Raw genomic sequence first — 22,511 nt, forward strand, 5'->3', positions numbered from 1 at the left:
GCGTCAGCGGCTGACGGGGTCGGCCGGGTCCGGGTCGATATCCGGGTCGAGCCCGTCGAGGTCGGCCGCGCCCTCCCAGTCGCCGGGATGACGGCAGGCCGCCGCGCCGAGCAGCGCGCCGCGGGCGAGGGCGGCCGCCGGGTCGTCCCCGGCGATCAATCGTGCGAGGTAGCCCGCGACGAAGGCATCGCCGGCGCCGACCGTATCGACCACCCGCACCGGCACGGCGGGCTGGATGTACGACGCCCCGTCGCGGAGCGCCGCGGCGCCCCGCGCGCCGGCCGTGACGACGACGTGACCGTGGCCCGCCTCCGCCAGGGCGGTGGCCGCTGCAGCCGGGTCGGTCCCCTGCCAGCCCGGCAGCAGGAGCGGCACCTCGTCGACGCTCGCGAACAGCACAGCGGCGCGGGCGGCGATCGCGCGGTAGACGGCGGCCGCGTCCTCGGCGCCCCACAGCCGTGCCCGATGGTTGACGTCGAAGGAGACGGTCGACCCGGACTCCTCGGCGCGGTCGAGCAGGAGCGCGGCGGCCGCGCGGGCCGACTCCGAGAGGGCCGGCGTGATCCCGGTCAGGTGCAGCAGCGTGCCGGCGTCGAGCGGTTCCTCCGCGACATCCGCCTCGCTGAGCCGGCTGCCCGCGCTGCCCTTCCGGTAGTAGACGACCCGGGTCCGGCCGTCGGCGGAGGTGTCTTTGAGCAGCAGGCCGGTCGGATGCTCCCCGTCCTGGATGGCTCGCACCTCGACTCCCTCGGCGCGCAGTTCCCGCGCGACCCGTCGCCCCATGGCGTCCGCGCCGACGCGGCCGATCCACCTGACCGGCACGCCGGATCGCGCGAGGGCCATGGCGACGTTGCCCTCGGCGCCGCCCGTGCCCAGGATCAGCTCGCGGGCGAGCCAGCTCGGCTCGTCCGGTGGATTGCGCAGCACCGCCAGCGCTTCGCCGACGGTCACGACGCGGGAGATCACGATCGTCTCCGCGAGACGAACGCCCGCGCCCGCTCGGCGATCGTCGCGAAGTCGCGCTGCGCGATCATCGCCCGCGGCGCGATCCAGCTGGTGCTCACGCAGAGCACCCCGTCGATGCCGTAGTCGGCGACGTTGTCGATGTCGATGCCGCCGCTCGGCACGAAGCTCATCTCGGGAAACGGCCCGCGGAGCGCGGCGATCATCGCGGGCCCGCCGAGCTGGGCGGCGGGGAAGAGCTTCACGGTTCGCACGCCGGCCCGCATCGCCGCCATCGTCTCGCTCGCCGTGGCGATGCCCGGGATCGCGAGCACGCCCGAGCTCATGGCCCGGTCGACCAGCTGACCGTCGAAGCCGGGGCTGACCGCGAAGCGCGCTCCCGCCGCGGCCGACGCGTCCAGCTGTTCGACGGTGAGGACGGTGCCGGCGCCCACCAGGAATCCCTCGACCGCCGACATCTCGGCGATCGAGTCGCGGCCCGCGGGCGTGCGCAGGGTGACCTCCGCGCAGCCAACGCCCCCGGCCCGCAGCGCCTCCGCCAGCGGCCGAGCCGCCCGTGGATCGTCGATGACGATCACGGGGAGCACGCCGATCCCCGCGAGGGAGTCGCTCAGTTCGGCGGTCATCGCGCCAGCCAGCCGCCGTCGACGGGCAGGATCGCGCCGGACACGTAGTCCGAGGCCGGGCTGGAGAGGAACACGACCGCGCCGTCGAGATCGGAGGCCGATCCCCAGCGGCCCGCCGGGATCCGCTCCAGGATGCCGCGGGACCGATCCGGATCGTCGCGCAGCGCCTGCGTGTTGTCGGTGGCGATGTACCCGGGAGCGATGGCGTTGACGTTCACGCCGCGCGGTGCCCACTCGTTGGCGAGAGCCCGGGTGAGGCCGGCGATGCCGGACTTCGCCGCGGTGTAGCCCGGCACGTTGATGCCGCCCTGAAAGCTCAGCATGCTCGCCGTGAAGACGATCTTGCCCGAGCCCCGTGCCAGCATCGGCCGCGCCAGCAGCTGCGTGAAGGCGAACTGGCTCGACAGGTCGACCGCGATCACGCGGTCCCACGACGACAGCGGGTGCTCCGCAGCGGGGGCGCGTTCGATCGTGCCGGCGTTGTTGATCAGGATGTCGGGGGCCCGCTCGGCCAGCTCCGTGCCGAGGGCGATCACCGCGTCGCGATCGGCGAAGTCGGTCGCCCGCGCCGTGAAGTCGCGGCCCGTCGCGCGCACCTCGCGCGCGATCTCGTCCGAGTCCGAGATCCGGGCGCTCACGCCGACGATGTCGGCACCCGCCGTCGCGAGGGCAAGAGCCATCGCGCGGCCGATCCCGCGCCGGGCGCCGGTGACGACGGCGAGGCGACCGCTCAGGTCGAAGGGGGAGCTCATCGTACGACCTCCGCTCCGACGTCGACGAGGATCTTCATCGCCCGCCCGCCGGTGAGGTCCTCGATGGCCCGCCCGGTGTCCTCCAGGGGGACCGTCCCCGTGATCAGGAAGTCGGCCGGGATGGTGCCGTCGGCGACCAAACGGACCGCGCGTTCCATGTCCTCCCGGCGGTAGACCCGGGCGCCGAGCAGCCGCAGCTCGCGCCAGAACATGCGCTGCAGGTCGAGCTCACGTGGGGCCGAGTGGATCGCGACGACCACGATCGTGCCGCGCACCTTGGGCAGGGTGGTCGCGAGCCGGACGGCGGCGGCGGCGCCCGACACCTCGAAGACGACGTCGGCACCCACGCCGCCGGTCCAGGTCTCGACGAGGGCCGTGACGTCGTCCTGGGAGGGGTCGACGACCTCGAAGCCGAGTTCGGCGATCCGTGCCCGGCGGCCGGGATCGACCTCGGCGACCATGACGTGGGCCCCGGCATGCCGGGCGACGGTGGCGATGAGCACCCCGATCGGTCCGCCGCCGAGCACGACGGCGTGGTCGCCGACGGCGAGCTCCGAGCGCCGCACGTCGTGCACGGCGACCGCGGTGGGCTCGACCAGCGCGGCGGCCCGGAGGTCGAGCCCGGCCGGGAGCGCCACGAGCAACGAGGCGGGCACGTTCCAGTACTCCTGCAGCGCGCCGGGCGAATCGACGCCGACGAAGGTCAGGTTCTGGCAGATGTGCTGGTGGCCCGCCTGGCAGGCCGGGCAGCTGTTGTCCCACAGCAGCGGCATCACGGTGACGGGGTCGCCGAGCTTCCAGCCCTCGACGCCGCCGCCGAGCTCCGCGATCGTGCCCGACATCTCGTGCCCGAAGACGAGCGGGGTGGTGACGCGCGCATCCATGTCGCCGTGCACGATGTGGATGTCGGTGCCGCAGAGCCCGCAGAACGCCACCCGGATCTGCACCTCGCCGTCACCCGGGGGAACCCGATCCACCGTGACGGTTTCGAGCGTGCCATTTCCCGTATACGCAGCACCGCGCATGTTCTGGTCCTTTCTGGAACCCCACGCATCGACATCTGCCGACGACTTGAAAACATCATACGTATGCTCTAGATTCGGTGCGACATGCGAAGTCGTCGCAGTCGTCAACGAAGTCGACAATCCCTAAGGACCCCACATGTTCCGAATCACATCTGCCGGACGCCGCGGTCGTCGCGCGGGCGCGGTCGCGGTGAGTGCGGCGCTCGCCGCGCTCGTCCTCGCCGGCTGCAGCAGCGCCGGCGCCACCGGCGCCGGCTCGTACGGTTTCCCCCAGGCAGCCCAGGACAGCAAGGCGACCATCACCGTGTGGGCCGACTCCGATCGGGCCGCCGCCGTCACCGCCTTCGAGAAGGCGAATCCCGACGTCAAGGTGAAGGCCGTCACCTACGACGGCTCGGCCAACGGCTCCAACTCGTTCCGCACCAAGATGCAGCTGTTCGACCGCTCCGGCAGCGGATGGCCGGATGTCGTGTTCTCGACCCAGAACAACGACGCGGCCTGGGCCAGCCAGCCCTCCGGCGGCAAGCAGGCCTTCGCCGCATCGCTGAACGGCGGGCTGGTGCCCTCGTCGACCCTCGACGGCTTCACCAAGGGCTCGCTTGACCCCTGCACGGTCAACGGCAAGGTGTACTGCCTGCGCAACGACCTGGCGCAGAACGTGCTCTGGTACAACAAGACCCTCATGGACCAGTTCGGCTACGCGCTGCCCACGACGTGGGAGGAGTACGAGGCCCTGGGCAAGAAGGTGGCCCAGGAGCACCCCGGGTACATCATCGGCGCCGCGGGTGACGCCTGGACGCCGGAGGTCTACTTCTGGGCGAGCAAGTGCCAGGCCAACGACATCACCGGGGTCAAGTCGGTGACCGTGAACACCGGCAGCACGGAGTGCAAGCGGGCCGCGTCGATGCTCGACACGCTGCGCAGCAACGGCACGGTGCCCGTGGTGAGCGTGTTCACCCCGGAGTTCTTGAAGAGCTACACCGGCAAGGTGCTCATGATTCCCGGCCCGGCCTGGTACGCGGGAGCCATCTTCAACAACAAGGACTCGCTCAACGTGCCGGCGGGCCAGCTCGGCGTCGCCGCTCCGCTGCCGTGGAAGGGCGAGGATGCGGTCACCGGCGACGTCGGCGGCGGCACCTGGTTCATCAGCAGCCACTCGAAGAACCTGAAGGCCGCGGCCAAGTTCGTGGAGTTCGTGACCACGGCCGACGACTACCAGGTCGATTCGGCTCCCGGCTACCCGGCCTTCGCCTCCGCGGCGGACAAGTGGGTGAAGAAGCAGGAGTCGAGCGGCTACTACGCGACGCCGCTGAAGGCCGTGATCGACGCCGCGCCACTGATCTGGAGCGGCTGGGGATCGGGCGTCTACAGCCAGGAGGCCATCTGGGCCAAGACGATCACCCCCGCGGTCTCGAGCGGCAAGAACATCGTCGACCTCCTGCCGGAATGGCAGACCGCCATCGCCAACCAGGCCAAGGTGAACGGGTACACGGTCAAATAACGTGACACTCGCCACACCCCCAGAAGTGCTGACTGCCGGCGCGGGCTCTCCGCGCCGGCAGTCGGCCGGCCGGCCCCGTCGGGGCGCCGCGACGTCGGCGACGATGAGCTACGTCTTCGTCTCGCCGTACCTGATCCTGATGGTCTTCCTCGGCATCCTCCCGGCCCTGTACGCGGTGGTGCTGGCGTTCACCGCGGGCGACGGCGGATTCGCGGGCCTGGACAACTTCACCAAGGTGATCGGGGACTTCCGCTTCCTCCCGGCCGTGGTGCACGTCGTGCTGTATCTCGCGATCTGGCTGGTCGCACTTCTGGTGTTCGTCGTGCTGCTGTCGCTGATCGTCCACTCCATCGCGATCCGCTGGCTGAGCACGGGGCTGCGGCTCGTGTTCTATCTGCCTGGCGCGCTCGCCGGCGCCTCGAGCGTGCTGCTCTGGCTGTTCGTGCTCGATCCGACGGCGAGCCCGGTCGGCGGGCTGCTGCACGCGATCGGATTCAGCAGCTTCCTCAGCGTCATCGTGCCCGCGAACCTGCCCCCGATCTTCGCGATCATCGCCTTCTGGACGGGTGCCGGCGGCTGGATCGTGATCATGTACGGCGCGCTCAACAACATCAGCGGCGACGTGATCGAGGCCGCGCGGATCGACGGTGCGAATCGGGTGCAGATCGCGTTGCGCATCCAGTTGCCCCTGCTGCGCAAGTGGATCGCCTACATGCTGATCATGTCGCTTGCGGCCGGCACGCAGCTGTTCGTCGAACCGCAGCTCCTCTCGCAGGCGAGCAACGCGGTGGTGCCCAATGACTACTCGCTCAATCAACTCGCCTACCAGTACGCGTTCCAGCAGAACGACTTCAACGGATCCGCAGCCATCTCGCTGCTGCTGCTGGTCTTCGCGCTGGCGTTGTCCGCCGTCTTCGTGACGCGCGGCGGACTCTTCGAGAGGGACTGACCATGACCGCTGTCACCGCGCGCCGACCACTGCGCCCCAGCCTGACCGGCTGGAGCGGCAGGGCGCTGCTGGGCGTCGTGCTCGCGCTCTTCGTGCTGTTCTTCGCGATCCCCATCGTGTGGCTGCTGCTCGCCGCGGGCAAGTCGCCCCAGGCGCTCCTCGTCGAGAACCCCTTCGCGCCGGGAACCTTCGGCGACCTCGCGAAGAACTGGAGCCAGCTGTTCGGCTTCGAGGACGGCGCCGTCACCGGCTGGATCGGCAACTCGGCGCTCTACGCCGGCGGAGCACTGGTCATCACCCTGCTGGCCAGCATCCCGGCGGGCTACGCGCTGGCGCTCACCGAGTTCCGGCTGAGACGGATCGTGCTGGTGCTGACCCTCGTGGTGATGCTGATCCCGAACACGGCGCTCGTGCTTCCGATCTTCCTCGAGTTGAACGTGGTCGGCCTGATCGGCAATCCGCTGTCGGTGATCCTGCCGATGTCGTTCTTCCCGTTCGGCGTGTACCTCACCTACATCTACTTCTCGACGAGCATCCCGCGCGACCTGCTCGCCGCCGCCCGGATCGACGGCTGCAGCGAGCTGCAGGTGTTCCTGCGGGTCGCGTTGCCGCTGGCCGCTCCGATCGTCGCCCTGGTCGCGTTCTTCAGCTTCGTGCAGAACTGGAACAACTTCTTCCTGCCCTTCGTGATGCTGCCCTCGAGCGACGGCTACCCCGTGCAGGTCGGACTCACCTCGCTGCTGGCGTCGACGCCCGCGTTCAACCCGAGCTCGGCGGGCGCCCAGTCGGTGCAGTTGCCGACCCTCGCCCTCGCGACGATCGTCTCGGTGCTTCCCGTCCTGATCGTCTTCCTGTTCTCCCAGCGCTTCCTGGTGACGGGGATGACAGCAGGAGGGACCAAGGAATGACCCGCCACCACCCCGAGGAGGACCGACCGTGAAGGTCACCGGATACCGAAGCCTGACCACCGTGCACGAGAGGGGTCGGCTCACCGGCGACGTGAACGGCGTGCTGGACGGCGACAGCCCCGAGGTCTCGGTGCTGATCCTCGAGACCGACAGCGGCCTCGAGGGCATCGGCCTGGGACCGCACGCCGACATCGATCGGGTCTTCGGCGCCGTGATCGGCGAAGACCCGCGCGCGGTCACGGCCATCTACGACCGGATGCTCTCGCGCGTCTTCAAGACCGGGCACGCCGGTTCGGTGTTCGGCGCGATCGGCGCGATCGACATGGCCCTCTGGGACCTGAAGGCGAAGATGGCGCAGGAGCCGCTCTGGCGCACCCTCGGCGGGCGCGACCGGTTCGTTCCCGGCTACGCCTCGGGGCTCGAGATCGCCCTCGACGACGACGCCGTCGTGGCGCTCTACGAGCAGTTCGCCGATCGCGGCTTCGTGGCGGCGAAGGTCAAGGGCGGCCGCGACCTCGATCACGATCTCGGGCGTCTTGAGGCGGTCCGCGGCGTGATGGCACGCAACTCGACGCATCCGGCGATGATGTTCGACGCGAACGAGGCCTGGAACCGCACGCAGGCCATCCGCTTCGTCTCGGCGATCGAGGAGCGTCTCGAGCTGACCTGGATCGAGGAGCCGGTGCGGCGCTGGGATGCGGCGGGGCTCGCGAAGGTCGGGGCCGGCGTCCGTGCTGCGGTCGCGACGGGCGAGAACCTCACGGGACTCGATCAGTACCGCCCCCTGCTCGCCGCGAACGCGGTCGACATCGTGCAGGTCGGCAACGTCTGGGGCATCACCAACTTCCTGCGCGTGGCCGCCGTGGCGCACAGCCACGATCTTCCGGTGAGCCCGGTGACCTACAACGGGAACCCCCTGGCGCACGCCGCCGTGGCGGTGCCGAACCACCTGATCTTCGAGGTGCAGGACCTGACCTTCCCGCTCGGCCTCGCCGTCGATCAGCAGTTCGCCGATGGCGGCATCGTGCTCGGCGACGAGCCCGGTCTCGGCTACCGGGTGGACGAGGAGGCGATCCGGGCGGCGGGCGCGACGCGGCCGGCTGAGGCATCCGGTCCGCACGTGCGTCCGGATCGGGCCGGGCTCCGCTACGTGCCGGAGGCGTCGCCGGGGCACCAGCTCAAGTTCGCGATCGGGGGAGCGTCGTCGTGACGGACTCACCGGTCGAGCGGCACGCGCTGATCGTCGGCGTGCGACCCGAGCTGCGCGACGAGTACCTGCGATTGCATGCCGCCGTCTGGCCGCAGGTCGAGCAGACCCTGAGCGCGTGCCACGTCACCAATTACTCGATCTTCATCGTCGAGCACACCCTCGTCGCGTACTACGAGTACACCGGCACGGATCACGACGCCGACATGGCGCGCATCGCCGAGGACCCGGTGACGCGGGAGTGGTGGACGCACACCGATCCCTGTCAGGTGCGCATCGCGCCCGAGACGGTTCCCGGCGCCCTCTGGCAGCCACTCGAGGAGATCTGGCACCTGGCATGATCGGGTCCGTGGACGCGCACGTGCACCTGTGGAACCGGCGCACCGATCCGCAGCCATGGATCGACCCCGTGTCGATGGCCGCGATCGACCGTGACTTCGGGGCCTCCGAGCTGGATGCCATGCTCTCGACGGTCGGCGTCGAGCGCGCGGTCGTCGTGCAGTCGAGCAACAGCGCGGCCGAGACCGCGAGGTTGCTCGCGATCGACGACGCGAGGATCGCCGGCGTGGTCGGTTGGCTGGATCTGACCGCCGACGTCCCGGCGCAACTGGCGGGCATGGGGGAGCGCGACCGGATGCCGGGCATCCGGCACCTCGTGCACATCGACCCCGACCCCGAGTGGTTGGGGCGCGGCGAGGTGGCACGCGGTCTCGGGCACCTGGCATCGGCCGGGCTGTCGTTCGATCTGGTGGTGCGCTGGTGGCAGCTGCCGCTGGCGGCACGGGTCGCGGCCGAGCATCCGTCGCTCACCTTCGTGCTCGATCATCTCGGCGGCCCGCCGCTCGACGGCGGCGACGATCTGCCCGCCTGGGAGGCTGCGCTGCGAGCGCTCGCGGAGCGACCCAATGTCGTCGCCAAACTCTCGGGCCTCGGCGGCGCCCTGGGGCGCTCGGACTGGACCGTCGACGACCTCGCCCCGGTGGTCGAGGCGGCGATCTCGTCGTTCGGGGCGAGCAGGCTCATGTACGGGTCGGACTGGCCGCTCGTCGAGCTCACCGGGGGCGCGCGCCGCTGGCACGAGGCCGTCACGCGGGTGACGGCCGGGATGTCGCCCGCCGAGACCGACGCGATCACGGGCGGAACCGCGTGTCGCGTCTACCGGATCGAGCCTGCATGAGACTCGGGAGCAGCCTGGCCGCCGGCGTGCCGCCGCTTCCCTTCCTGGGCTTCGGCGGAGCCCCGATCGGCAACCTGCGCACGGCCGTGACGGATGCGGAGGCGACAGCGGCGATCCGGCGGGCGTGGGATCGCGGCATCCGCTACTTCGACACGGCCCCGCATTACGGACTCGGCCTCTCGGAGCGACGCCTCGGCGAGGTGCTGCCCGGCCTGCCGCGCACGCAGCTGGTGCTGTCGACCAAGATCGGTCGGCTCATCGTGCCCAACCCGCACCCTGCCGACCAGGACGACGACGGCTTCGCGGTGCCGGGTGACCTCACCCGGGTCTGGGACTTCTCGCTCCCCGGTGCGGAGCGCTCCCTCGCCGAAAGCCTCGAGCGCCTGCGGGTGGATGCCGTCGACATCGCCTTCGTCCACGACCCCGATCAGGCCGGGCCGGGTGCCCTCGAGGAGGGCGTCCGCTCGCTCGCGGCCCTGAAGCAGGCGGGAGCTGTGCGGGCGATCGGCGTCGGCACGAACTCGACGAGCGGGCTCGCGGAGCTGATCGGCAACGGCTCGATCGACGTCATCATGCTCGCGAACCGCTACACGCTGGTCGAGCATTCCGCTCTCGAAACCGTGCTCGATCCCGCCGCGCGAGCCGGGGTTCCCGTCATCGCCGTCGGGATCTACGGGACCGGATTGCTGGCGACCGCCCGGCCGACCCCGGACGCGAGCTACGAGCACCGCCCGGCCGATGCCGAAATCGTCCGGCGGGCTCATGCGCTCGCCGAGATCTGCGAATCGCACGGCGTGGAGCTGCCCGCCGCGGCGCTGGCCTTCCCGATGCTCCATCCGGCCGTCGCCGGAGTCGTCGTGGGCATGCGGTCGGCGCGGGAGGTCGACGAGAACGTGGATCGGGCCGAGGTCGACATCCCCGCAGCTCTGTGGAGCGATCTCGCGGCCGAGGGGCTCATCCCGCCCGGCGCGGTCCGCTCGCTCGAAGTCGCCGAGGGGAAGGCCTCGAACCCGCGCTGAGGCCGGGCCCCGAGGCCGGCGAGGTCAGGCTCTGCGCGACTCGCGTCGAGTGGGGAACCTGCGCCGTTGCCAGGCGACCTCGATGTGGTCGCGCATGGCCTTCTCAGCCGACGGCACATCCTTCGCGGTGATCGCCTCGACGACCCGCGAATGCTCCTCGAGGGTGAGCCGGAACGCCCCTTCGTGCCCCATGCCCTGATAACGGGCGCTGTCGAGGGCGCGTCGGTACAGGCTCTTCGCGATGTTCTCGGCGAGACGATTCTGCGACAGCTCCATCAGGGTGATGTGGAACAGGAAGTCGGCATGGCGGAACGCATCGCTGTCGTGCTCGGTCTCACGCATGGCCGTCAGCGCGTGTTCGATGCGGAGCAGTTCGTCGTCGGTGCGCCGTGCCGCGACCACGCCCGCCATCAGCGACTCCAGGCTGCTGCGCACGACCGTCAGCTCGTCGAGGATCCCCAACGACTGGTCGTTGTCGATGAGCGCCGAGAGCACGACGGGGTCGAGGATGTTCCAGCTGCCCGACCGGGCCACCTGCGTGCCGCGGCCCTGTGCCACGATCACGAGGCCCTTCTCTTCGAGCCGTTTGATCGACTCTCGCAGCACCGTGCGGCTCACTCCGAAGTGCTCGCTGAGCGGACCCTCTGGCGGGAGCAGCTGGCCTTCGTGGAGTTGACCGGTCACGATCAGCTCCACGAGCTCGCTCACGACGGCGACGCCGAGCCGCCGGGAGAGCAGCCGAGGCGGAAAGCTGGGACTCGCCGCGCTGACCGGATCCAGGGACATAGATGAACTGTAGCCAGATGTCGGTCCGGGCGGAGTCTTCTGGCACGAGCCGCCCGAGGTCGTTTGCCCTCAGCCGACGACCTGGATGCGCCCCAGCCGGGCGGCCGCCTCGTCCCGGGCAGCGGAGGTCGAGGTCAACCCGGTCATGATCGACTGGCGCTCGATGACGGGCATCGGCACCAGCCGTTCGAGAGGAGTCTGCCCCCGGTCTCCCGCGAGAAGCAGGCGCACCGCTTCTTGACCCATCTGCTCGTGGGGCAGCGCAACGGTCGTGAGTCCGGGCCGCAGATATGCAGCGAGTTCGTCGTTGTCGAAGGACACCACCGAGACGTCGCGGCCCGCGCCGAGGTGATGGTCGGCGAGCGCCTGATAGGCGCCGAACGCGAGCCGGTCGTTCATACACAGCAAGGCGCGCACGTCGTCGCGACGATCGAGCAGGGCCATGGTCGCGGCGTACCCGTTGGACGGCTCCCACTCCCAGCAGGACTCCTCGGCGACGAACTCGAGCCCGAGGTGCCGCATCTCATCGCGGATGCCGCGCACCCGCCTCGCCACGGTCTCGGATCGGAAGAGATCCTTCTCGACCTCGTCGTTCTGGCCGATGATCGCGATCCCGTCGCTGTGGCCCGCGGAGACGAGCAGGTCGACCGCCGAGCGGCCGCCGCGCTCCTCGTCGGGGAGCACGGAGGTCGGGTAATGCTTGTTCGTGGCATTGAGCATGACCACGGGGGTGGACGCGGGGAGGTCGGGCAGGTACAGCTCGCGGGCACGCATGGTGGCGAAGACGATGCCGTCCACTTGCCGGTCAAGGGCCGCCTCGATGGCCTCGTTCTCGCGAGCGGGCTCGCCTCCGGTCTCGAGCACCAGCATGACGTGGCCCGAGGTCTCGGCCTCTTCGAGTGCTCCGCGGATCAGGCCGCTCGCGAAGCGAGTCGTCGCGACGACGTCGGAGATGAACGCGATCGTGAATGAGCGATCGGTTCTGAGAGCTCGCGCTCCGATGTTGGGCCGGTACCCCAGCTCACTCGCCGCCGCGTTCACCCGAGCGTGCGCGTCGGCCGACAACCGGGTGTCCGGCCGGCCGTTGAGGATCATGGACGCGGCCGTGGGCGATACTCCAGCACGCCGCGCGACCTCGGCCAAGGTCACTCGCCTGGCTCTCACGGCATCACCTCATTGCTTCTCTCAGCGAGCAGCGTAGCCGCTGGCGCGTGCGGGCTCTGCATCGGGCGGGACTTGACATCCGGCTGCACGAGGCGGCAGTATTCAGGTGCTAAACCCATTTAGCACTCGGGAAAACCGCGCCAACAGCTGTTTCGGGTGGATCTCGCGCCCTTGCATCAGCCCACGACAAAGGAGTCACATCACATGAGGCAATCCCCTCGCGCCCTCGCCCTCGTGGCGGGCATCGCGGTCGCGCTGCTCACCCTCGCGGGCTGTGCCCCGGGCAGCTCCAACGCCGGTCAGGCCGCGTCCGGCTCGGTCAGCACGACGTTGACCACGAAGAAGGTCACGATCAAGATCCAGGATGAGACCGGCTTCCCCGTGACCTCCGACCTCGCCAAGGAATTCACGAAACAGCACCCCAACGTCACGTTCAAGGTGGTTCGCGACAGCTTCCAGAACCTGATCGCCAATGCGCCCCGACTGATGGCGAGCGCTGACGCCCCCGACCTGATCCGCCTTCCCACCCTGGGGTCGACGGTCAAGGATGGCCTGCTCACCAACCTCGACCCGTACTTCACCGCATACGGCTGGGACAAGTTCCCGGCGGGACAGCTGGCCGGCTCCCGCATGACCAAGGCCGGCGTGCGCGGTGAGGGATCGCTCTGGCAGTTCGGACTGGGCTACAGCGTCACCGGGATCTACATGAACCAGAAGCTGGCCGACAAGGTCGGCATCACCTCGATCCCGGCGACCATCGACGAGCTCGAGGCCGACCTGCAGAAGGCGAAGGACGCGGGAGTGCTCCCGATCCAGACCGGCATGCAGGACGGCGTGGGCACCTTCGTGCTTCAGGCCTTGATCAACCAGTACGGAGACAAGAGCAAGCTGATCGACTGGATGTTCAACAAGTCGGGCGCCACCTTCGACACCGACGCGTCTCTCAAGGGCGCGACGACGTTCCAGGATTGGGCGACGAAGGGGTACCTGCCGCCGGACGTGAACGCGATCAACTACACGACGATGGTCGCCAACTTCACCGGGGGGCAGGGGCTGTTCATGTGGGACGGCAACTGGGACGCGGCAAACGTCGACAAGGCGCTCGGCAAGGGTGGCGCACAGTTCTTCCTGATGCCGCCCGCCACCAAGGGCGGGAAGTACGTCGCGATGGGCGCCGGGAACACCTTCGCCGTGCCGGCCAAGTCGAAGAACCAGGACACCACGGCCTACTTCCTCAACTGGATCGCCACGAACGAGAAGGCGCGTCAGATCGTGGTGGATGTGACCGGCGCGTCGCCCGGCGGTGATCCGTCGCAGAAGCTGCCGTCCGTCGAGAAGGGGTCCCTCATCGAGAAGGCCCTGGAGCTCTCCTCCAAGGTCGCCGCCGACGATGGGTTCACCGACTTCATCGCGAACACCACCGCCGGGATCTACCAGGGTGCGTTGCAGCCCGATGAGCAGTTGCTGCTCACTGACAAGATGGCTCCTGACGCCTTCGTGAAGGCGATCCAGGCGTTCTACGTGAAGGATCTGGCCGCACAGTGAGCATCGCACACCGGGCGCCGCGGATCGCGGGCGTCGACTCTTCGACCGCCGACGCGAAAGCGGCGTCCGGTGTGCATGCTCCGTCCCGTTCTCCTCGGCTGTCCCGGGGAGCGCGGCGAGCGCTGATCACCGGTTGGCTGTTCCTGCTCCCGGCGGTGGTCGCCTACGCGATCTTCGTGGTGTACCCCCTGTTGACCGCCGTGCAGTACTCCTTCTACAAGTGGAACGGCATCGGCGCATCCAGCTGGGTGGGGCTGAACAACTACGTGCAGATCTTCACGGATCCGACCTTGCTGGCTCCGATCATGAACGCCCTGATCCTGATCGTGTTCTTCACGGTCATCCCCGTCGTCAGCGGGCTCGTTCTCGCGACGCTCATCCGCGACATGAAGCCCGGCCCGTTCGCCTCGACCGCGCGTACGGTGCTGTTCCTGCCGCAGATCGTTCCTCTCGTGGCCGCCGGGATCGCTTGGTCGTGGATGTACGCCCAGACGGGCACGATCAACAGCATCCTCAACTCGATCGGGCTGGGCTTCCTCTCCCGCTCGTGGCTGGCCGACTTCTCCACCGCCCTGCCCGCCGTCGGATTGATCGGATCGTGGGTGCTGACGGGACTGTGCACCGTGCTGCTTCTGACCGGGATGGGCAAGATCGATCCCGCCCTGTACGAGGCGGCGAGGATCGACGGCGCCGGCTGGTTCCGTCTCTTCGGTTCCGTGACCCTCCAGGGGGTGCGGCAGGAGATCGTCGTGCTCGTCACGATCACGATCATCTCGGCGCTGAGCAGTTTCGACATCATCTACACCACGACCAAGGGCGGCCCCGGCACGACGACCCTGGTGCCGGGGATCTCGATCTTCCGACTCGCGTTCGTTCAGAGCCAGGTCGGCCTGGCATCGGCGCTCGGGGTCGTGCTGCTGATTCTGGTGCTCGCGGTCGTGCTGCCTGTGCAGCGCTTCGGACGGGACAACTCGTGATCACCTCCAAGCGCGAGGTCATCGTCGGCAGGGTCGTCCTGCTCCTGGTCCTCATCCTCACCGTTCTGCCCCTGCTCAGCATGCTGTCCGCCGCGTTGCAGCCCGCCGACCGGCTGCCGACCGGGATCGCCTGGCCGAGCGATCCGCACTGGGATAACTTCGTGACCGCCTTCACGGTCGGTCACGTCTGGGTTCTGCTGGGTTCCAGCCTGCTCATCGTGGTCGTCGTCGTCCCGGTCAGTCTGCTCTTCGCGACCCTGGCCGGTTATGCCCTCGGCAACCTGCGGGTCCGCGGCGGTCGCATCGTGCTGGTCGCGATGGTCCTCGGCCTGACGATCCCGTTCGAGGCGATCATCATCCCGCTCTACTACCAGATCACCGCCTACGGTCTGATCAATACGCAGTGGGCGATCATCCTTCCGCTGATCGGCCTGTACATGCCGTTCGGGGTCTTCTGGATGCGGGCGCACTTCCTCGGCGTTCCCCGGGAGCTCTCCGAGGCGGCGCGGGTCGACGGTGCGGGGATCCTGCAGGAGTTCCGACGCATCCAGATCCCGTTGGCGCGCCCCGCGTTGTCGGCCCTGGGCATCCTGCTGTTCCTCTGGACCTGGAATCAGTTCCTGCTGCCCCTGGTGCTCGTCGACGACCCGGACAAGCGCACCATGGCGGGAGCGCTCGGCGCCTTCCAGGGCCAGTACATCGACGCTCTGCCGTTGTTGTTCGCGGCCGCCCTGATCGTGATGCTGCCGACGATCATCATCTACGTCATCTTCCAACGTCAGTTCATCCGCGCCCTGCTCCAAGGCGCGGTCAAGGGATGACGGCCACTTCGGCTGCGCGGCATCTTCCGCGTCCGGGCTACTCGTGTGTCACCGATCAAGGAGTCTGTGCATGACCTTCTCGTTACCGGATCACTGGGTCTGGGACTTCTGGGTGGCCGATGACGGAGAGTGCTTCCACCTCTTCTACCTCCGAGCGCCGAAATCCCTCGTCGACCCCGAGCTGCGTCATCGGAACGCGACGATCGGGCACGCCGTCTCGGACGACCTGGTGCACTGGCAGGACCGAGGCGTGGTCATCGGACCCGGAGCCGTCGGAGTGGATGACGAGACCGCGACGTGGACGGGCAGCGTGCTGCGCGGTCCGGATGGCCTTTGGCGGATGTTCTACACCGGGTCCCGCTTCCCCTCTCCGAGCAGCAACGCCAACATCGAGACGATCGTGGTCGCCGAGTCCACCGACTTGGAGAGCTGGACGACGCGCAGCCAGGCGGTCTGCCGAGCCGACCCGCGGTGGTATGAGACGATCGCCGACGGCACGTGGCGGGAGGAGGCCTGGCGGGATCCATGGATCTTCCCGGACCCGCTCGGTGGCGGCTGGCACATGCTCGTCACGGCCCGCGCCGGTGGCGCGCTGCCTGACGATCGGGACCGCGGCGTCGTCGGCCACGCGACATCCGTCGACCTCGAGACGTGGCAGGTGCGTGCTCCGCTGAGTGCTCCGGGCGGGGGATTCGCCCACCTGGAGGTGCTCCAGTACGTCCAGATCGAGGGACGGGACGTGATCCTGTTCTCATGCGACACGGCTCATCTCGCGGGCGAGCGCGCGGCATCCGGGGGACGCGGAGGCATCTGGGCCGTGCCCGGGGCTCCGCTCGGCCCGGGCATCTCGATCGAGTCCGCCGAGCTGGTGATCGGTGAGGAACTCTACGCGGGGCGCGCGGTCCGGGAGCGCGACGGTTCGTGGGTGCTCCTGGGGTTCGAGAACATCGGAAGCGACGAGGCGTTCGTGGGACGCCTGTCGGACCCGCTTCCATTGCGGTGGACGGACGACGGGCGACTCGGCGTCGAGCACGTGACGGCGATTCGATGAGCGTCGAGATCGACGGAGCATCCGAAGCGGGCTGGGAACCGGTGCGGGATGCCTTCGCCCGCGCATTCCAGACCCACCCGCGGATGGGCGGCGCCCTGGCCATCCGACATCGCGGGCGCACCGTCGTCGACCTCTGGGGCGGTCTGGCCGACGCACGCACTGACGAGCCATGGAGGCGGGACACCCTCTCCGTGGTCTTCTCGTCGACGAAGGGACTGATGTCGCTCCTCGTGGCCCTGCTGGTGCAGGAGGGCAGGCTCGACTACGAGGAGCTGGTCACCGCCTATTGGCCGGAGTACGGTCAGGCGGGTAAGTCCCGATCGCGTGTCAAGCATCTCCTGGCCCACCGAGCCGGACTCTCGGCACCGCGGCAGGCGATGTCGCTCGAGGACATCCTGCAGTGGGATCGTGCGATCGCCAACCTGGTGGCGGAGGAGCCGCTCTGGGCTCCGGGTGAGGGCTGGGCGTACCACGCGATCACCCACGGGTGGTTGGCCGGAGAGCTCATCCGACGGGTCACGGGAACCTCGGTCGGCGACTACCTCCGCTCGGCGCTCGCCGACCTGGCGCCCGATACCTGGATCGGCCTCCCGTCGACCGAGCAGCATCGGGTTGCGCATCTGTCAGTCGGCCCCACGCTTCGCGAGCTGACCACGAAGCAGCTCAGGGAGCAGTCCGACCCGGACTGGCCCCTTCGTGCGATGACGCTCGGCGGTGCCCTGCCCCTCGACCTCGTCACCGACGCCCCGGGGTTCAACGATCCGCGCCTGCAGGCGGCTCAGATCCCGGGAGCCGGAGGGATCGCCACCGCGCGGGACCTCGCGGCGATCTGGTCGGCGACCGTCTCCGAGACATCCGGCCGGCGGCTCCTCGGACCGGACGTACTCGGAGCGGCCCTCGTCGAGCAGAGCGCCGGGGCTCCCGTGTTCCCGGTCCCCGGCCCGTGGCCGCGGTGGGCGATGGGGTTCCAGCTCGATTCGGAGGCGAGACGGTATCTGACCGCCCAGAGCTTCGGGCACGACGGAGCCGGCGGGCAGGTGGCCTTCGCGGACCCGACCCACGAGATCGGCTTCGCCTTCGTCACGAACTGGATGGAGGCGGACGACCCGCGCGCGACTCGGATCATCGATGCTGTTCGCGACTGCGTGTCGGAGCTTGCAGCGAACTGAGACTCGCCCGGCTCAGTACTGCCAGGGGTACGGCCCCCAGTCGGGCGCGCGCTTCTCGAGGAAGGCATCCCGGCCCTCGACGGCCTCGTCGGTGCCGTAGGCGAGACGGGTCGCCTCCCCGACCAGGACCTGCTGACCGGCGAGTCCGTCGTCGACGGCGTTGAAGGCGAACTTGAGCATACGGATCGAGGTGGGCGACTTCCCGAGGATCGTCTCGGCCCACTGCAGGGCCGTGCCCTCGAGCTCGGCGTGCGGCACGACGGCGTTGATCGCGCCGGTCTCGTAGGCGCGCTGCGCGCTGTACTCCTGGCCGAGGAAGAAGATCTCGCGGGCGAACTTCTGCCCGACCTGGCGGGCCAGCAGCGCGCTGCCGTAGCCGCCGTCGAAGGAGCCGACGTCGGCATCCGTCTGCTTGAAGCGGCCGTGCTCGGCGCTCGCGATCGTGAGGTCGCAGACGACGTGCAGCGAGTGCCCGCCGCCGGCGGCCCAACCGGGAACCACCGCGACGACGACCTTGGGCATGGTGCGGATCAGGCGCTGCACCTCGAGGATGTGCAGGCGCCCGGTCGCGGCGGTCCCGTCGGCGTACCGGTATCCGTCCCGGCCGCGGATGCGCTGGTCGCCGCCCGAGCAGAACGCCCAGCCGCCGTCTTTGGGACTCGGTCCGTTGCCGGTGAGCAGGACGACCCCGATGTGCACGTCCTGGCGCGCGTGATCGAGCGCGCGGTACAGCTCGTCGACGGTCTGCGGTCGGAAGGCGTTGCGCACCTCGGGCCGGTTGAATGCGATGCGCGCGATCCGGCCCGTCGTGTCGTGGTGATAGGTGATGTCGACGAGCTCGGAGAAGCCGTCCACGTCGCGCCAGCGCGACGGGTCGAACAGTTCGGATACTTGGGTCACGCCTTCACCGTATCCGCCCGCGAGGCCGCCAGGGGTTCCGAGCGACGGCGAAGGCACCCGGCAGGGGAGATGATGGAATCCGGTGCGATCGCGCCGGGCATCCCACACCCACAAGGAGAAACTCCGTGGAATATCGCCGTCTCGGCCGCTCCGGCCTTCAGCTCAGTGAAGTCTCGCTCGGCTCCTGGGTCACCTTCGGCAAACAGGTCGACGAGAGCGAGGCCATGAGCCTCATGACGCTCGCCTACGACAGTGGGATCAACTTCTTCGACAACGCCGAGGGCTACGAGGCCGGGGCATCCGAGGCCCTCATGGGCGCCGCGCTCGAGAAGCTCGGCTTCGCGCGCGACACCTTCGCGGTGTCATCGAAGGTCTTCTTCGGCGGCAGCAAGCCGACCCAGCGCGGGCTGTCGCGCAAGCACGTGACGGATGCCGCCCACGCCGCCCTGAAGCGCCTGCGGGTGGACTACCTCGACCTCTACTTCTGCCACCGCCCCGACATCGACACCCCGATCGACGAGACCGTGTGGGCGATGCACAACCTCGTGACCCAGGGCAAGATCCTCTACTGGGGCACCTCCGAGTGGACCGCGCAGCAGCTCACCGAGGCCTACGCGGTCGCGCGCGAGAACCACCTCACCGCGCCGACCATGGAGCAGCCCGAGTACAACCTGTTCCGGCGCGACAAGGTCGAGGGCGACTTCCTGCCCCTCTACGAGCTGTTCGGGCTGGGCACGACCATCTGGTCGCCGCTCGCCTCCGGCATCCTGACCGGCAAGTACAACGACGGGATCCCCGCCGACAGCCGGATGAACCTCCCGGGCTACGAGTGGCTCAAGGCGCAATGGGAGAGCGAGGCGGGCCTGGTCAAGCTCGAGAAGGTGCGCAAGCTGGCGGCGGTCGCCGAGCGGGCCGGGCTTCCCTTGACCCACCTCGCCCTGCTCTGGTGCCTCAGCAACCCGCACGTCTCGACCGTGATCCTCGGGGCATCCCGTCGCTCGCAGCTCGAAGACAACCTCGCCGCGCTCGACGCGAAGGCGAAGCTGACGCCCGAGGTGCTGGCCGAGATCGAGACGATCGTCGACAACAAGCCGGCCGGCCCGAGCCGGTTCTGACCCGCCGACCCGAGACGCCCTGGACGGCGAGACGCCCCCGGCCGACGCGCGCGGCGTCGCCCGGGGGCGTCTCGGTGAGCGGCTGCTACGCGTCGACCGGGGTCGCTTCGCGGTGCGGCAGCTTCCAGTTCGGCCGCACGAAGTGGCAGGTGTAGCCGTTGGGGTGCTTGCGCAGGTAGTCCTGGTGCTCCTCCTCGGCCTCCCAGAACGGCCCGGCCGCCGTGACCTCGGTGACGACCTTGCCCGGCCAGAGGCCCGAGGCGTCGACATCCGCGATCGTGTCGAGCGCGACGCGCTTCTGCTCCTCGCTGGTGTAGAAGATCGCCGAGCGGTAGCTCGTGCCGACGTCGTTGCCCTGGCGGTTCATGGTCGACGGGTCGTGGATCTGGAAGAAGAACTCCAGGATGTCGCGGAACGAGATCACCGTGGGATCGAAGACGACCTCGACGGCCTCGGCGTGCGTTCCGTGGTTGTAGTAGGTGGCGTTGGCGTTGGTGCCGCCGGAGTAGCCGACGCGCGTGGAGATCACGCCCGGTCGCATCCGGAGCAGCTCCTGGGCCCCCCAGAAGCAGCCGCCCGCGAGGATCGCGGTCTCGGTCGTCGGTGTCGTGCTGGTCGTGTCGCTCATCGTGCGGCCTCCTCGGTGGTGAACAGGTGGGCGAAGTCACCGTATCCGGCGGCCTCGAGTTCGGCGAGCGGGATGAACCGCATCGCCGCGGAGTTGATGCAGTAGCGCAGACCGCCCTGCTCGCGCGGGCCGTCGTCGAAGAGGTGGCCCAGGTGGCTGTCGCCGTGCTTGGAACGCACCTCGGTGCGCACCATGCCCCAGCTGCGATCCCTCTTCTCCACGATGTTGTCGGGGTCGACCGGCACCGTGAAGCTCGGCCAGCCCGAACCGCTGTCGAACTTGTCGATCGAGGCGAACAGGGGCTCGCCCGAGACGATGTCGACGTACAGGCCCTGCTCGTGGTTGTCCCAGTACCGGTTGCGGAACGCGGGTTCGGTCGCGGCCTCCTGGGTGATGCGGTACTGCTCCGGGGTCAGCTTCGAGATGGCCTCGGTGGTCTTCTGGTAGTTCGACACGGGGTGTCCTCCCTGGGGTCGTCGCCGCTGGCTGCGGCGCCGGACGCGATCCCGTCGCGCCCGAGACGTACAACCGCGTGGGCGCCCCGGCTGTTCCGCGTTTCGCGGGCTATCGTCGCGACTTCTCGAGCAGCGCGGCGATGCGCGCCCGGGTGTCGGGATGCGCCGCGAACCCCGTGATGTCGGCCGCCTCGGCGTCGAGGTGGGCCCGGTATCCGGCCAGCCGCTCGGCGCCGAGCAGGCGCTTGGTCGCGGCGAGCACGTGCGACGGCCCGTCGGCCAGGCGCCTCGCCCACTCATCGGCCCGGGAATCCACCTCATCGGGTTCGACCAGCTCGGCGACGAGACCCCAGTCGAGCGCCTCCTGCGCCGTGACGGGACGCCCCGCGAGGAGCATCGCGGCCGCCCGCTTGGAGCCGATGGCCGGCGGCAGCAGATACGAGACGCCGGCGTCGGGGCTCAGCCCGATGGCCCCGTACGCGCCGAGGAACGTCGCACGCGAGGAGGCGAGCACCAGATCGGTGTTGAGCACGAGGCCGAGTCCGGCGCCGGCGGCCGCGCCGTTGACGGCGCAGATCACGACGAGTGGGGACGCCGCGAAGGCGTACATCCCGTCCTGGAGCACGGTGACCATCCGCTGCCTCAGCTCCTCGTCCTCCCCCGCGCGGGCGAGGTCGTGCAGGTCACCGCCCCCGCAGAACACCCGGCCCGTCGCGTGCAGCACGGCGACCCGGCAGTCGGGATCGGCTTCGGCATCCCGCAGCCCCTGCAGCAGCGTCTCGAGCATCTCGATGCTCATCGCGTTGCCGAGCGCGGGACGGTTGAGCGTGAGGCTGGCGACCCCGGTGTCGATGGCGGTGATGACGAGCGGCTCGGTCATCTACGCAGGCTACCCCGGCTCACGACGTCGAGGACCCGTGCCAACTCGAGACGATCAGCAGCACGGTGACGAAGAAGCCGACGACATAGTTGACCCAGAGGAATCGTTTCCAGCCCCGATTGGCGCGCGCGGAGTCGGCATCGGAGACCGACCAGTACGGCATGGCCAGGGCGATGTAGGGCACGACGAGAAACGCGGCGAGCCGTCCCGGCCATCCGAGCAGCAACATCACCAATCCGGCGGTGACCCACACTCCGATGGCGAGACGCACGGTCCAGCGGGCGCCGATGGCAGTGGCGATCGACGAGATGCCGGCCGCGCGGTCGGGCACCACGTCCTGTACAGCGCCGAAGGCGTGACTCGCGATTCCCCAGAGCAGGAACGCCGCCACCGTCAACGTCGACGCGGGAGTGGGGGATGCGCCAGCGAGCGCGAGCCCAAAGACGGCCGGGCTGACGAAGTGGACGCTCGACGTGAGGGAATCCAGGAACGGTCTCTCCTTGAGTCTGAGCCCCGGCACGGAGTAGGCCACCACGGCGAACAGGCTGATCGTCAGGACGCCCCACGACCACGGTCCGCTGAGAGCGATCAGCGTGATGACGAACGGCGTGCTCAGCAGGACGGCCGCTCGCAGGGTCACCGCGTGGGCTTCTCGAGTGAGGACGGCTCCCTCGGCCCCGCCCTTGCGCGGGTTGGCGAGATCGGATTCGTAGTCGAAGACGTCGTTGATCCCGTACATCGCGAGGTTGTAGGGAATCAGAAAGAAGACCGTTCCCACGATCAACGGCGCGTCGATTCTCCCCGTGGTCACCAGGTATGCGGCGGCGAAGGGGTATGCAGTGTTGATCCAACTGACCGGCCGGGAGGCCAGGACCAGCTCTCGGATCATGCGG

At 69.2% G+C, this 22,511-nt stretch carries 24 protein-coding genes; 13 read left to right on the forward strand and 11 right to left on the reverse strand.

Going from position 1 to position 22,511, the window contains the following annotated elements; genetic code table 11:
- Positions 1–3: 3 nt before the first annotated feature.
- The 4 genes from ACFPJ4_RS10675 to ACFPJ4_RS10690 are packed head-to-tail and all read right to left on the reverse strand — an operon-like array spanning position 4 to position 3,366.
- Positions 4–966 carry a sugar kinase gene (locus ACFPJ4_RS10675; RefSeq protein WP_386740392.1) on the reverse strand — a complete coding sequence of 321 codons (963 nt, stop codon included), beginning with the start codon at positions 964–966 and terminating at the stop codon, positions 4–6.
- Complete coding sequence (locus tag ACFPJ4_RS10680; RefSeq protein ID WP_386740394.1) at positions 963–1,589, reverse strand: bifunctional 4-hydroxy-2-oxoglutarate aldolase/2-dehydro-3-deoxy-phosphogluconate aldolase; 627 nt, start codon at positions 1,587–1,589, stop codon at positions 963–965. The genes ACFPJ4_RS10675 and ACFPJ4_RS10680 overlap by 4 nt, the downstream gene beginning before the upstream one ends.
- Complete coding sequence (locus tag ACFPJ4_RS10685; protein ID WP_386740395.1) at positions 1,586–2,341, reverse strand: SDR family oxidoreductase; 756 nt, start codon at positions 2,339–2,341, stop codon at positions 1,586–1,588. The genes ACFPJ4_RS10680 and ACFPJ4_RS10685 overlap by 4 nt, the downstream gene beginning before the upstream one ends.
- Positions 2,338–3,366: a zinc-dependent alcohol dehydrogenase gene (locus tag ACFPJ4_RS10690; RefSeq protein WP_386740396.1), complete on the reverse strand. Its 1,029-nt coding sequence runs from the start codon at positions 3,364–3,366 to the stop codon at positions 2,338–2,340. The genes ACFPJ4_RS10685 and ACFPJ4_RS10690 overlap by 4 nt, the downstream gene beginning before the upstream one ends.
- Before the next feature lie 136 nt (positions 3,367–3,502).
- Between ACFPJ4_RS10690 and ACFPJ4_RS10695 the strand changes: the two genes are divergently transcribed.
- From ACFPJ4_RS10695 to ACFPJ4_RS10725, 7 genes are read left to right on the forward strand one after another with little or no spacing between them, the layout of a single operon-like run.
- Complete coding sequence (locus ACFPJ4_RS10695; protein ID WP_386740397.1) at positions 3,503–4,867, forward strand: ABC transporter substrate-binding protein; 1,365 nt, start codon at positions 3,503–3,505, stop codon at positions 4,865–4,867.
- Between the two features lie 25 nt (positions 4,868–4,892).
- Positions 4,893–5,816 carry a carbohydrate ABC transporter permease gene (locus tag ACFPJ4_RS10700; protein WP_386740398.1) on the forward strand — a complete coding sequence of 308 codons (924 nt, stop codon included), beginning with the start codon at positions 4,893–4,895 and terminating at the stop codon, positions 5,814–5,816.
- Between the two features lie 2 nt (positions 5,817–5,818).
- Entirely contained in the window at positions 5,819–6,724 is a 906-nt protein-coding gene (locus ACFPJ4_RS10705; protein WP_386740399.1) for a carbohydrate ABC transporter permease, read from the forward strand.
- Between the two features lie 28 nt (positions 6,725–6,752).
- A complete protein-coding gene (locus tag ACFPJ4_RS10710) occupies positions 6,753–7,934 on the forward strand; it encodes a mandelate racemase/muconate lactonizing enzyme family protein (protein WP_386740400.1) in 1,182 nt (393 codons plus the stop codon).
- Positions 7,931–8,272 carry an L-rhamnose mutarotase gene (locus tag ACFPJ4_RS10715; protein ID WP_386740402.1) on the forward strand — a complete coding sequence of 114 codons (342 nt, stop codon included), beginning with the start codon at positions 7,931–7,933 and terminating at the stop codon, positions 8,270–8,272. The genes ACFPJ4_RS10710 and ACFPJ4_RS10715 overlap by 4 nt, the downstream gene beginning before the upstream one ends.
- Positions 8,269–9,108 carry an amidohydrolase family protein gene (locus ACFPJ4_RS10720; protein WP_386740403.1) on the forward strand — a complete coding sequence of 280 codons (840 nt, stop codon included), beginning with the start codon at positions 8,269–8,271 and terminating at the stop codon, positions 9,106–9,108. The genes ACFPJ4_RS10715 and ACFPJ4_RS10720 overlap by 4 nt, the downstream gene beginning before the upstream one ends.
- Positions 9,105–10,127: an aldo/keto reductase gene (locus tag ACFPJ4_RS10725; protein WP_386740404.1), complete on the forward strand. Its 1,023-nt coding sequence runs from the start codon at positions 9,105–9,107 to the stop codon at positions 10,125–10,127. The genes ACFPJ4_RS10720 and ACFPJ4_RS10725 overlap by 4 nt, the downstream gene beginning before the upstream one ends.
- 24 nt (positions 10,128–10,151) lie before the next feature.
- On the opposite strand, the gene ACFPJ4_RS10730 is transcribed toward ACFPJ4_RS10725, so the two are convergent.
- Positions 10,152–10,913, reverse strand: coding sequence for a FadR/GntR family transcriptional regulator (locus ACFPJ4_RS10730; protein WP_386740405.1), 762 nt, complete (start codon positions 10,911–10,913; stop codon positions 10,152–10,154).
- A gap of 69 nt (positions 10,914–10,982) precedes the next feature.
- Positions 10,983–12,077, reverse strand: a complete 1,095-nt coding sequence (locus ACFPJ4_RS10735) for a LacI family DNA-binding transcriptional regulator (RefSeq protein WP_386740406.1) — start codon at positions 12,075–12,077, stop codon at positions 10,983–10,985.
- 204 nt (positions 12,078–12,281) lie between these two features.
- On the opposite strand from ACFPJ4_RS10735, the gene ACFPJ4_RS10740 reads away from it, so the two are divergent.
- From ACFPJ4_RS10740 to ACFPJ4_RS10760, 5 genes are all read left to right on the forward strand, one after another.
- Entirely contained in the window at positions 12,282–13,622 is a 1,341-nt protein-coding gene (locus ACFPJ4_RS10740; RefSeq protein ID WP_386740407.1) for an ABC transporter substrate-binding protein, read from the forward strand.
- Positions 13,623–13,693: 71 nt separating this feature from the next.
- Complete coding sequence (locus ACFPJ4_RS10745) at positions 13,694–14,599, forward strand: carbohydrate ABC transporter permease (RefSeq protein WP_386740626.1); 906 nt, start codon at positions 13,694–13,696, stop codon at positions 14,597–14,599.
- Positions 14,596–15,420, forward strand: a complete 825-nt coding sequence (locus ACFPJ4_RS10750; protein ID WP_386740408.1) for a carbohydrate ABC transporter permease — start codon at positions 14,596–14,598, stop codon at positions 15,418–15,420. The genes ACFPJ4_RS10745 and ACFPJ4_RS10750 overlap by 4 nt, the downstream gene beginning before the upstream one ends.
- 70 nt (positions 15,421–15,490) lie before the next feature.
- On the forward strand, positions 15,491–16,471 hold the full coding sequence (locus ACFPJ4_RS10755; protein WP_386740409.1) for a glycoside hydrolase family 68 protein: 981 nt from the start codon (positions 15,491–15,493) through the stop codon (positions 16,469–16,471).
- On the forward strand, positions 16,468–17,640 hold the full coding sequence (locus ACFPJ4_RS10760; RefSeq protein ID WP_386740410.1) for a serine hydrolase domain-containing protein: 1,173 nt from the start codon (positions 16,468–16,470) through the stop codon (positions 17,638–17,640). Before ACFPJ4_RS10755 ends, ACFPJ4_RS10760 begins: the two co-directional genes overlap by 4 nt.
- Positions 17,641–17,652: 12 nt before the next feature.
- Here ACFPJ4_RS10760 and ACFPJ4_RS10765 read toward each other — a convergent pair whose 3' ends face one another.
- Positions 17,653–18,540 carry a 1,4-dihydroxy-2-naphthoyl-CoA synthase gene (locus ACFPJ4_RS10765; RefSeq protein WP_386740411.1) on the reverse strand — a complete coding sequence of 296 codons (888 nt, stop codon included), beginning with the start codon at positions 18,538–18,540 and terminating at the stop codon, positions 17,653–17,655.
- A gap of 125 nt (positions 18,541–18,665) precedes the next feature.
- Between ACFPJ4_RS10765 and ACFPJ4_RS10770 the strand changes: the two genes are divergently transcribed.
- On the forward strand, positions 18,666–19,655 hold the full coding sequence (locus tag ACFPJ4_RS10770; RefSeq protein WP_386740412.1) for a potassium channel beta subunit family protein: 990 nt from the start codon (positions 18,666–18,668) through the stop codon (positions 19,653–19,655).
- 85 nt (positions 19,656–19,740) lie between these two features.
- Here ACFPJ4_RS10770 and msrA read toward each other — a convergent pair whose 3' ends face one another.
- From msrA to ACFPJ4_RS10790, 4 genes are all read right to left on the reverse strand, one after another.
- Positions 19,741–20,283 (reverse strand): peptide-methionine (S)-S-oxide reductase MsrA, encoded by a 543-nt coding sequence (msrA, locus tag ACFPJ4_RS10775; RefSeq protein WP_386740413.1) that lies wholly within the window; start codon positions 20,281–20,283, stop codon positions 19,741–19,743.
- The gene (gene msrB, locus ACFPJ4_RS10780; protein ID WP_386740414.1) at positions 20,280–20,738 is read right to left on the reverse strand and encodes a peptide-methionine (R)-S-oxide reductase MsrB; all 459 of its coding nucleotides are present in this window, start codon (positions 20,736–20,738) and stop codon (positions 20,280–20,282) included. Before msrB ends, msrA begins: the two co-directional genes overlap by 4 nt.
- Before the next feature lie 109 nt (positions 20,739–20,847).
- Entirely contained in the window at positions 20,848–21,618 is a 771-nt protein-coding gene (locus ACFPJ4_RS10785; RefSeq protein WP_386740415.1) for an enoyl-CoA hydratase/isomerase family protein, read from the reverse strand.
- Positions 21,619–21,637: 19 nt separating this feature from the next.
- Positions 21,638–22,507 carry a prenyltransferase gene (locus tag ACFPJ4_RS10790; RefSeq protein WP_386740416.1) on the reverse strand — a complete coding sequence of 290 codons (870 nt, stop codon included), beginning with the start codon at positions 22,505–22,507 and terminating at the stop codon, positions 21,638–21,640.
- Positions 22,508–22,511: the final 4 nt, after the last annotated feature.

This window comes from Lysinimonas soli, from assembly GCF_042655435.1.
Lineage (GTDB): Bacteria > Actinomycetota > Actinomycetes > Actinomycetales > Microbacteriaceae > Lysinimonas > Lysinimonas soli.

What these genes read in the sequence shown, in the direction of transcription:
- msrA (WP_386740413.1), bottom strand. Translation starts at nt 20,283, where the DNA reads ATGAGCGACACGACCAGCACGACACCGACGACCGAGACCGCGATCCTC.
- ACFPJ4_RS10740 (WP_386740407.1), top strand. Translation starts at nt 12,282, where the DNA reads ATGAGGCAATCCCCTCGCGCCCTCGCCCTCGTGGCGGGCATCGCGGTC.
- ACFPJ4_RS10720 (WP_386740403.1), top strand. Translation starts at nt 8,269, where the DNA reads ATGATCGGGTCCGTGGACGCGCACGTGCACCTGTGGAACCGGCGCACC.
- ACFPJ4_RS10705 (WP_386740399.1), top strand. Translation starts at nt 5,819, where the DNA reads ATGACCGCTGTCACCGCGCGCCGACCACTGCGCCCCAGCCTGACCGGC.
- ACFPJ4_RS10760 (WP_386740410.1), top strand. Translation starts at nt 16,468, where the DNA reads ATGAGCGTCGAGATCGACGGAGCATCCGAAGCGGGCTGGGAACCGGTG.
- ACFPJ4_RS10725 (WP_386740404.1), top strand. Translation starts at nt 9,105, where the DNA reads ATGAGACTCGGGAGCAGCCTGGCCGCCGGCGTGCCGCCGCTTCCCTTC.
- ACFPJ4_RS10730 (WP_386740405.1), bottom strand. Translation starts at nt 10,913, where the DNA reads ATGTCCCTGGATCCGGTCAGCGCGGCGAGTCCCAGCTTTCCGCCTCGG.
- ACFPJ4_RS10755 (WP_386740409.1), top strand. Translation starts at nt 15,491, where the DNA reads ATGACCTTCTCGTTACCGGATCACTGGGTCTGGGACTTCTGGGTGGCC.
- ACFPJ4_RS10690 (WP_386740396.1), bottom strand. Translation starts at nt 3,366, where the DNA reads ATGCGCGGTGCTGCGTATACGGGAAATGGCACGCTCGAAACCGTCACG.
- ACFPJ4_RS10785 (WP_386740415.1), bottom strand. Translation starts at nt 21,618, where the DNA reads ATGACCGAGCCGCTCGTCATCACCGCCATCGACACCGGGGTCGCCAGC.
- ACFPJ4_RS10680 (WP_386740394.1), bottom strand. Translation starts at nt 1,589, where the DNA reads ATGACCGCCGAACTGAGCGACTCCCTCGCGGGGATCGGCGTGCTCCCC.
- ACFPJ4_RS10695 (WP_386740397.1), top strand. Translation starts at nt 3,503, where the DNA reads ATGTTCCGAATCACATCTGCCGGACGCCGCGGTCGTCGCGCGGGCGCG.
- ACFPJ4_RS10685 (WP_386740395.1), bottom strand. Translation starts at nt 2,341, where the DNA reads ATGAGCTCCCCCTTCGACCTGAGCGGTCGCCTCGCCGTCGTCACCGGC.
- ACFPJ4_RS10790 (WP_386740416.1), bottom strand. Translation starts at nt 22,507, where the DNA reads ATGATCCGAGAGCTGGTCCTGGCCTCCCGGCCGGTCAGTTGGATCAAC.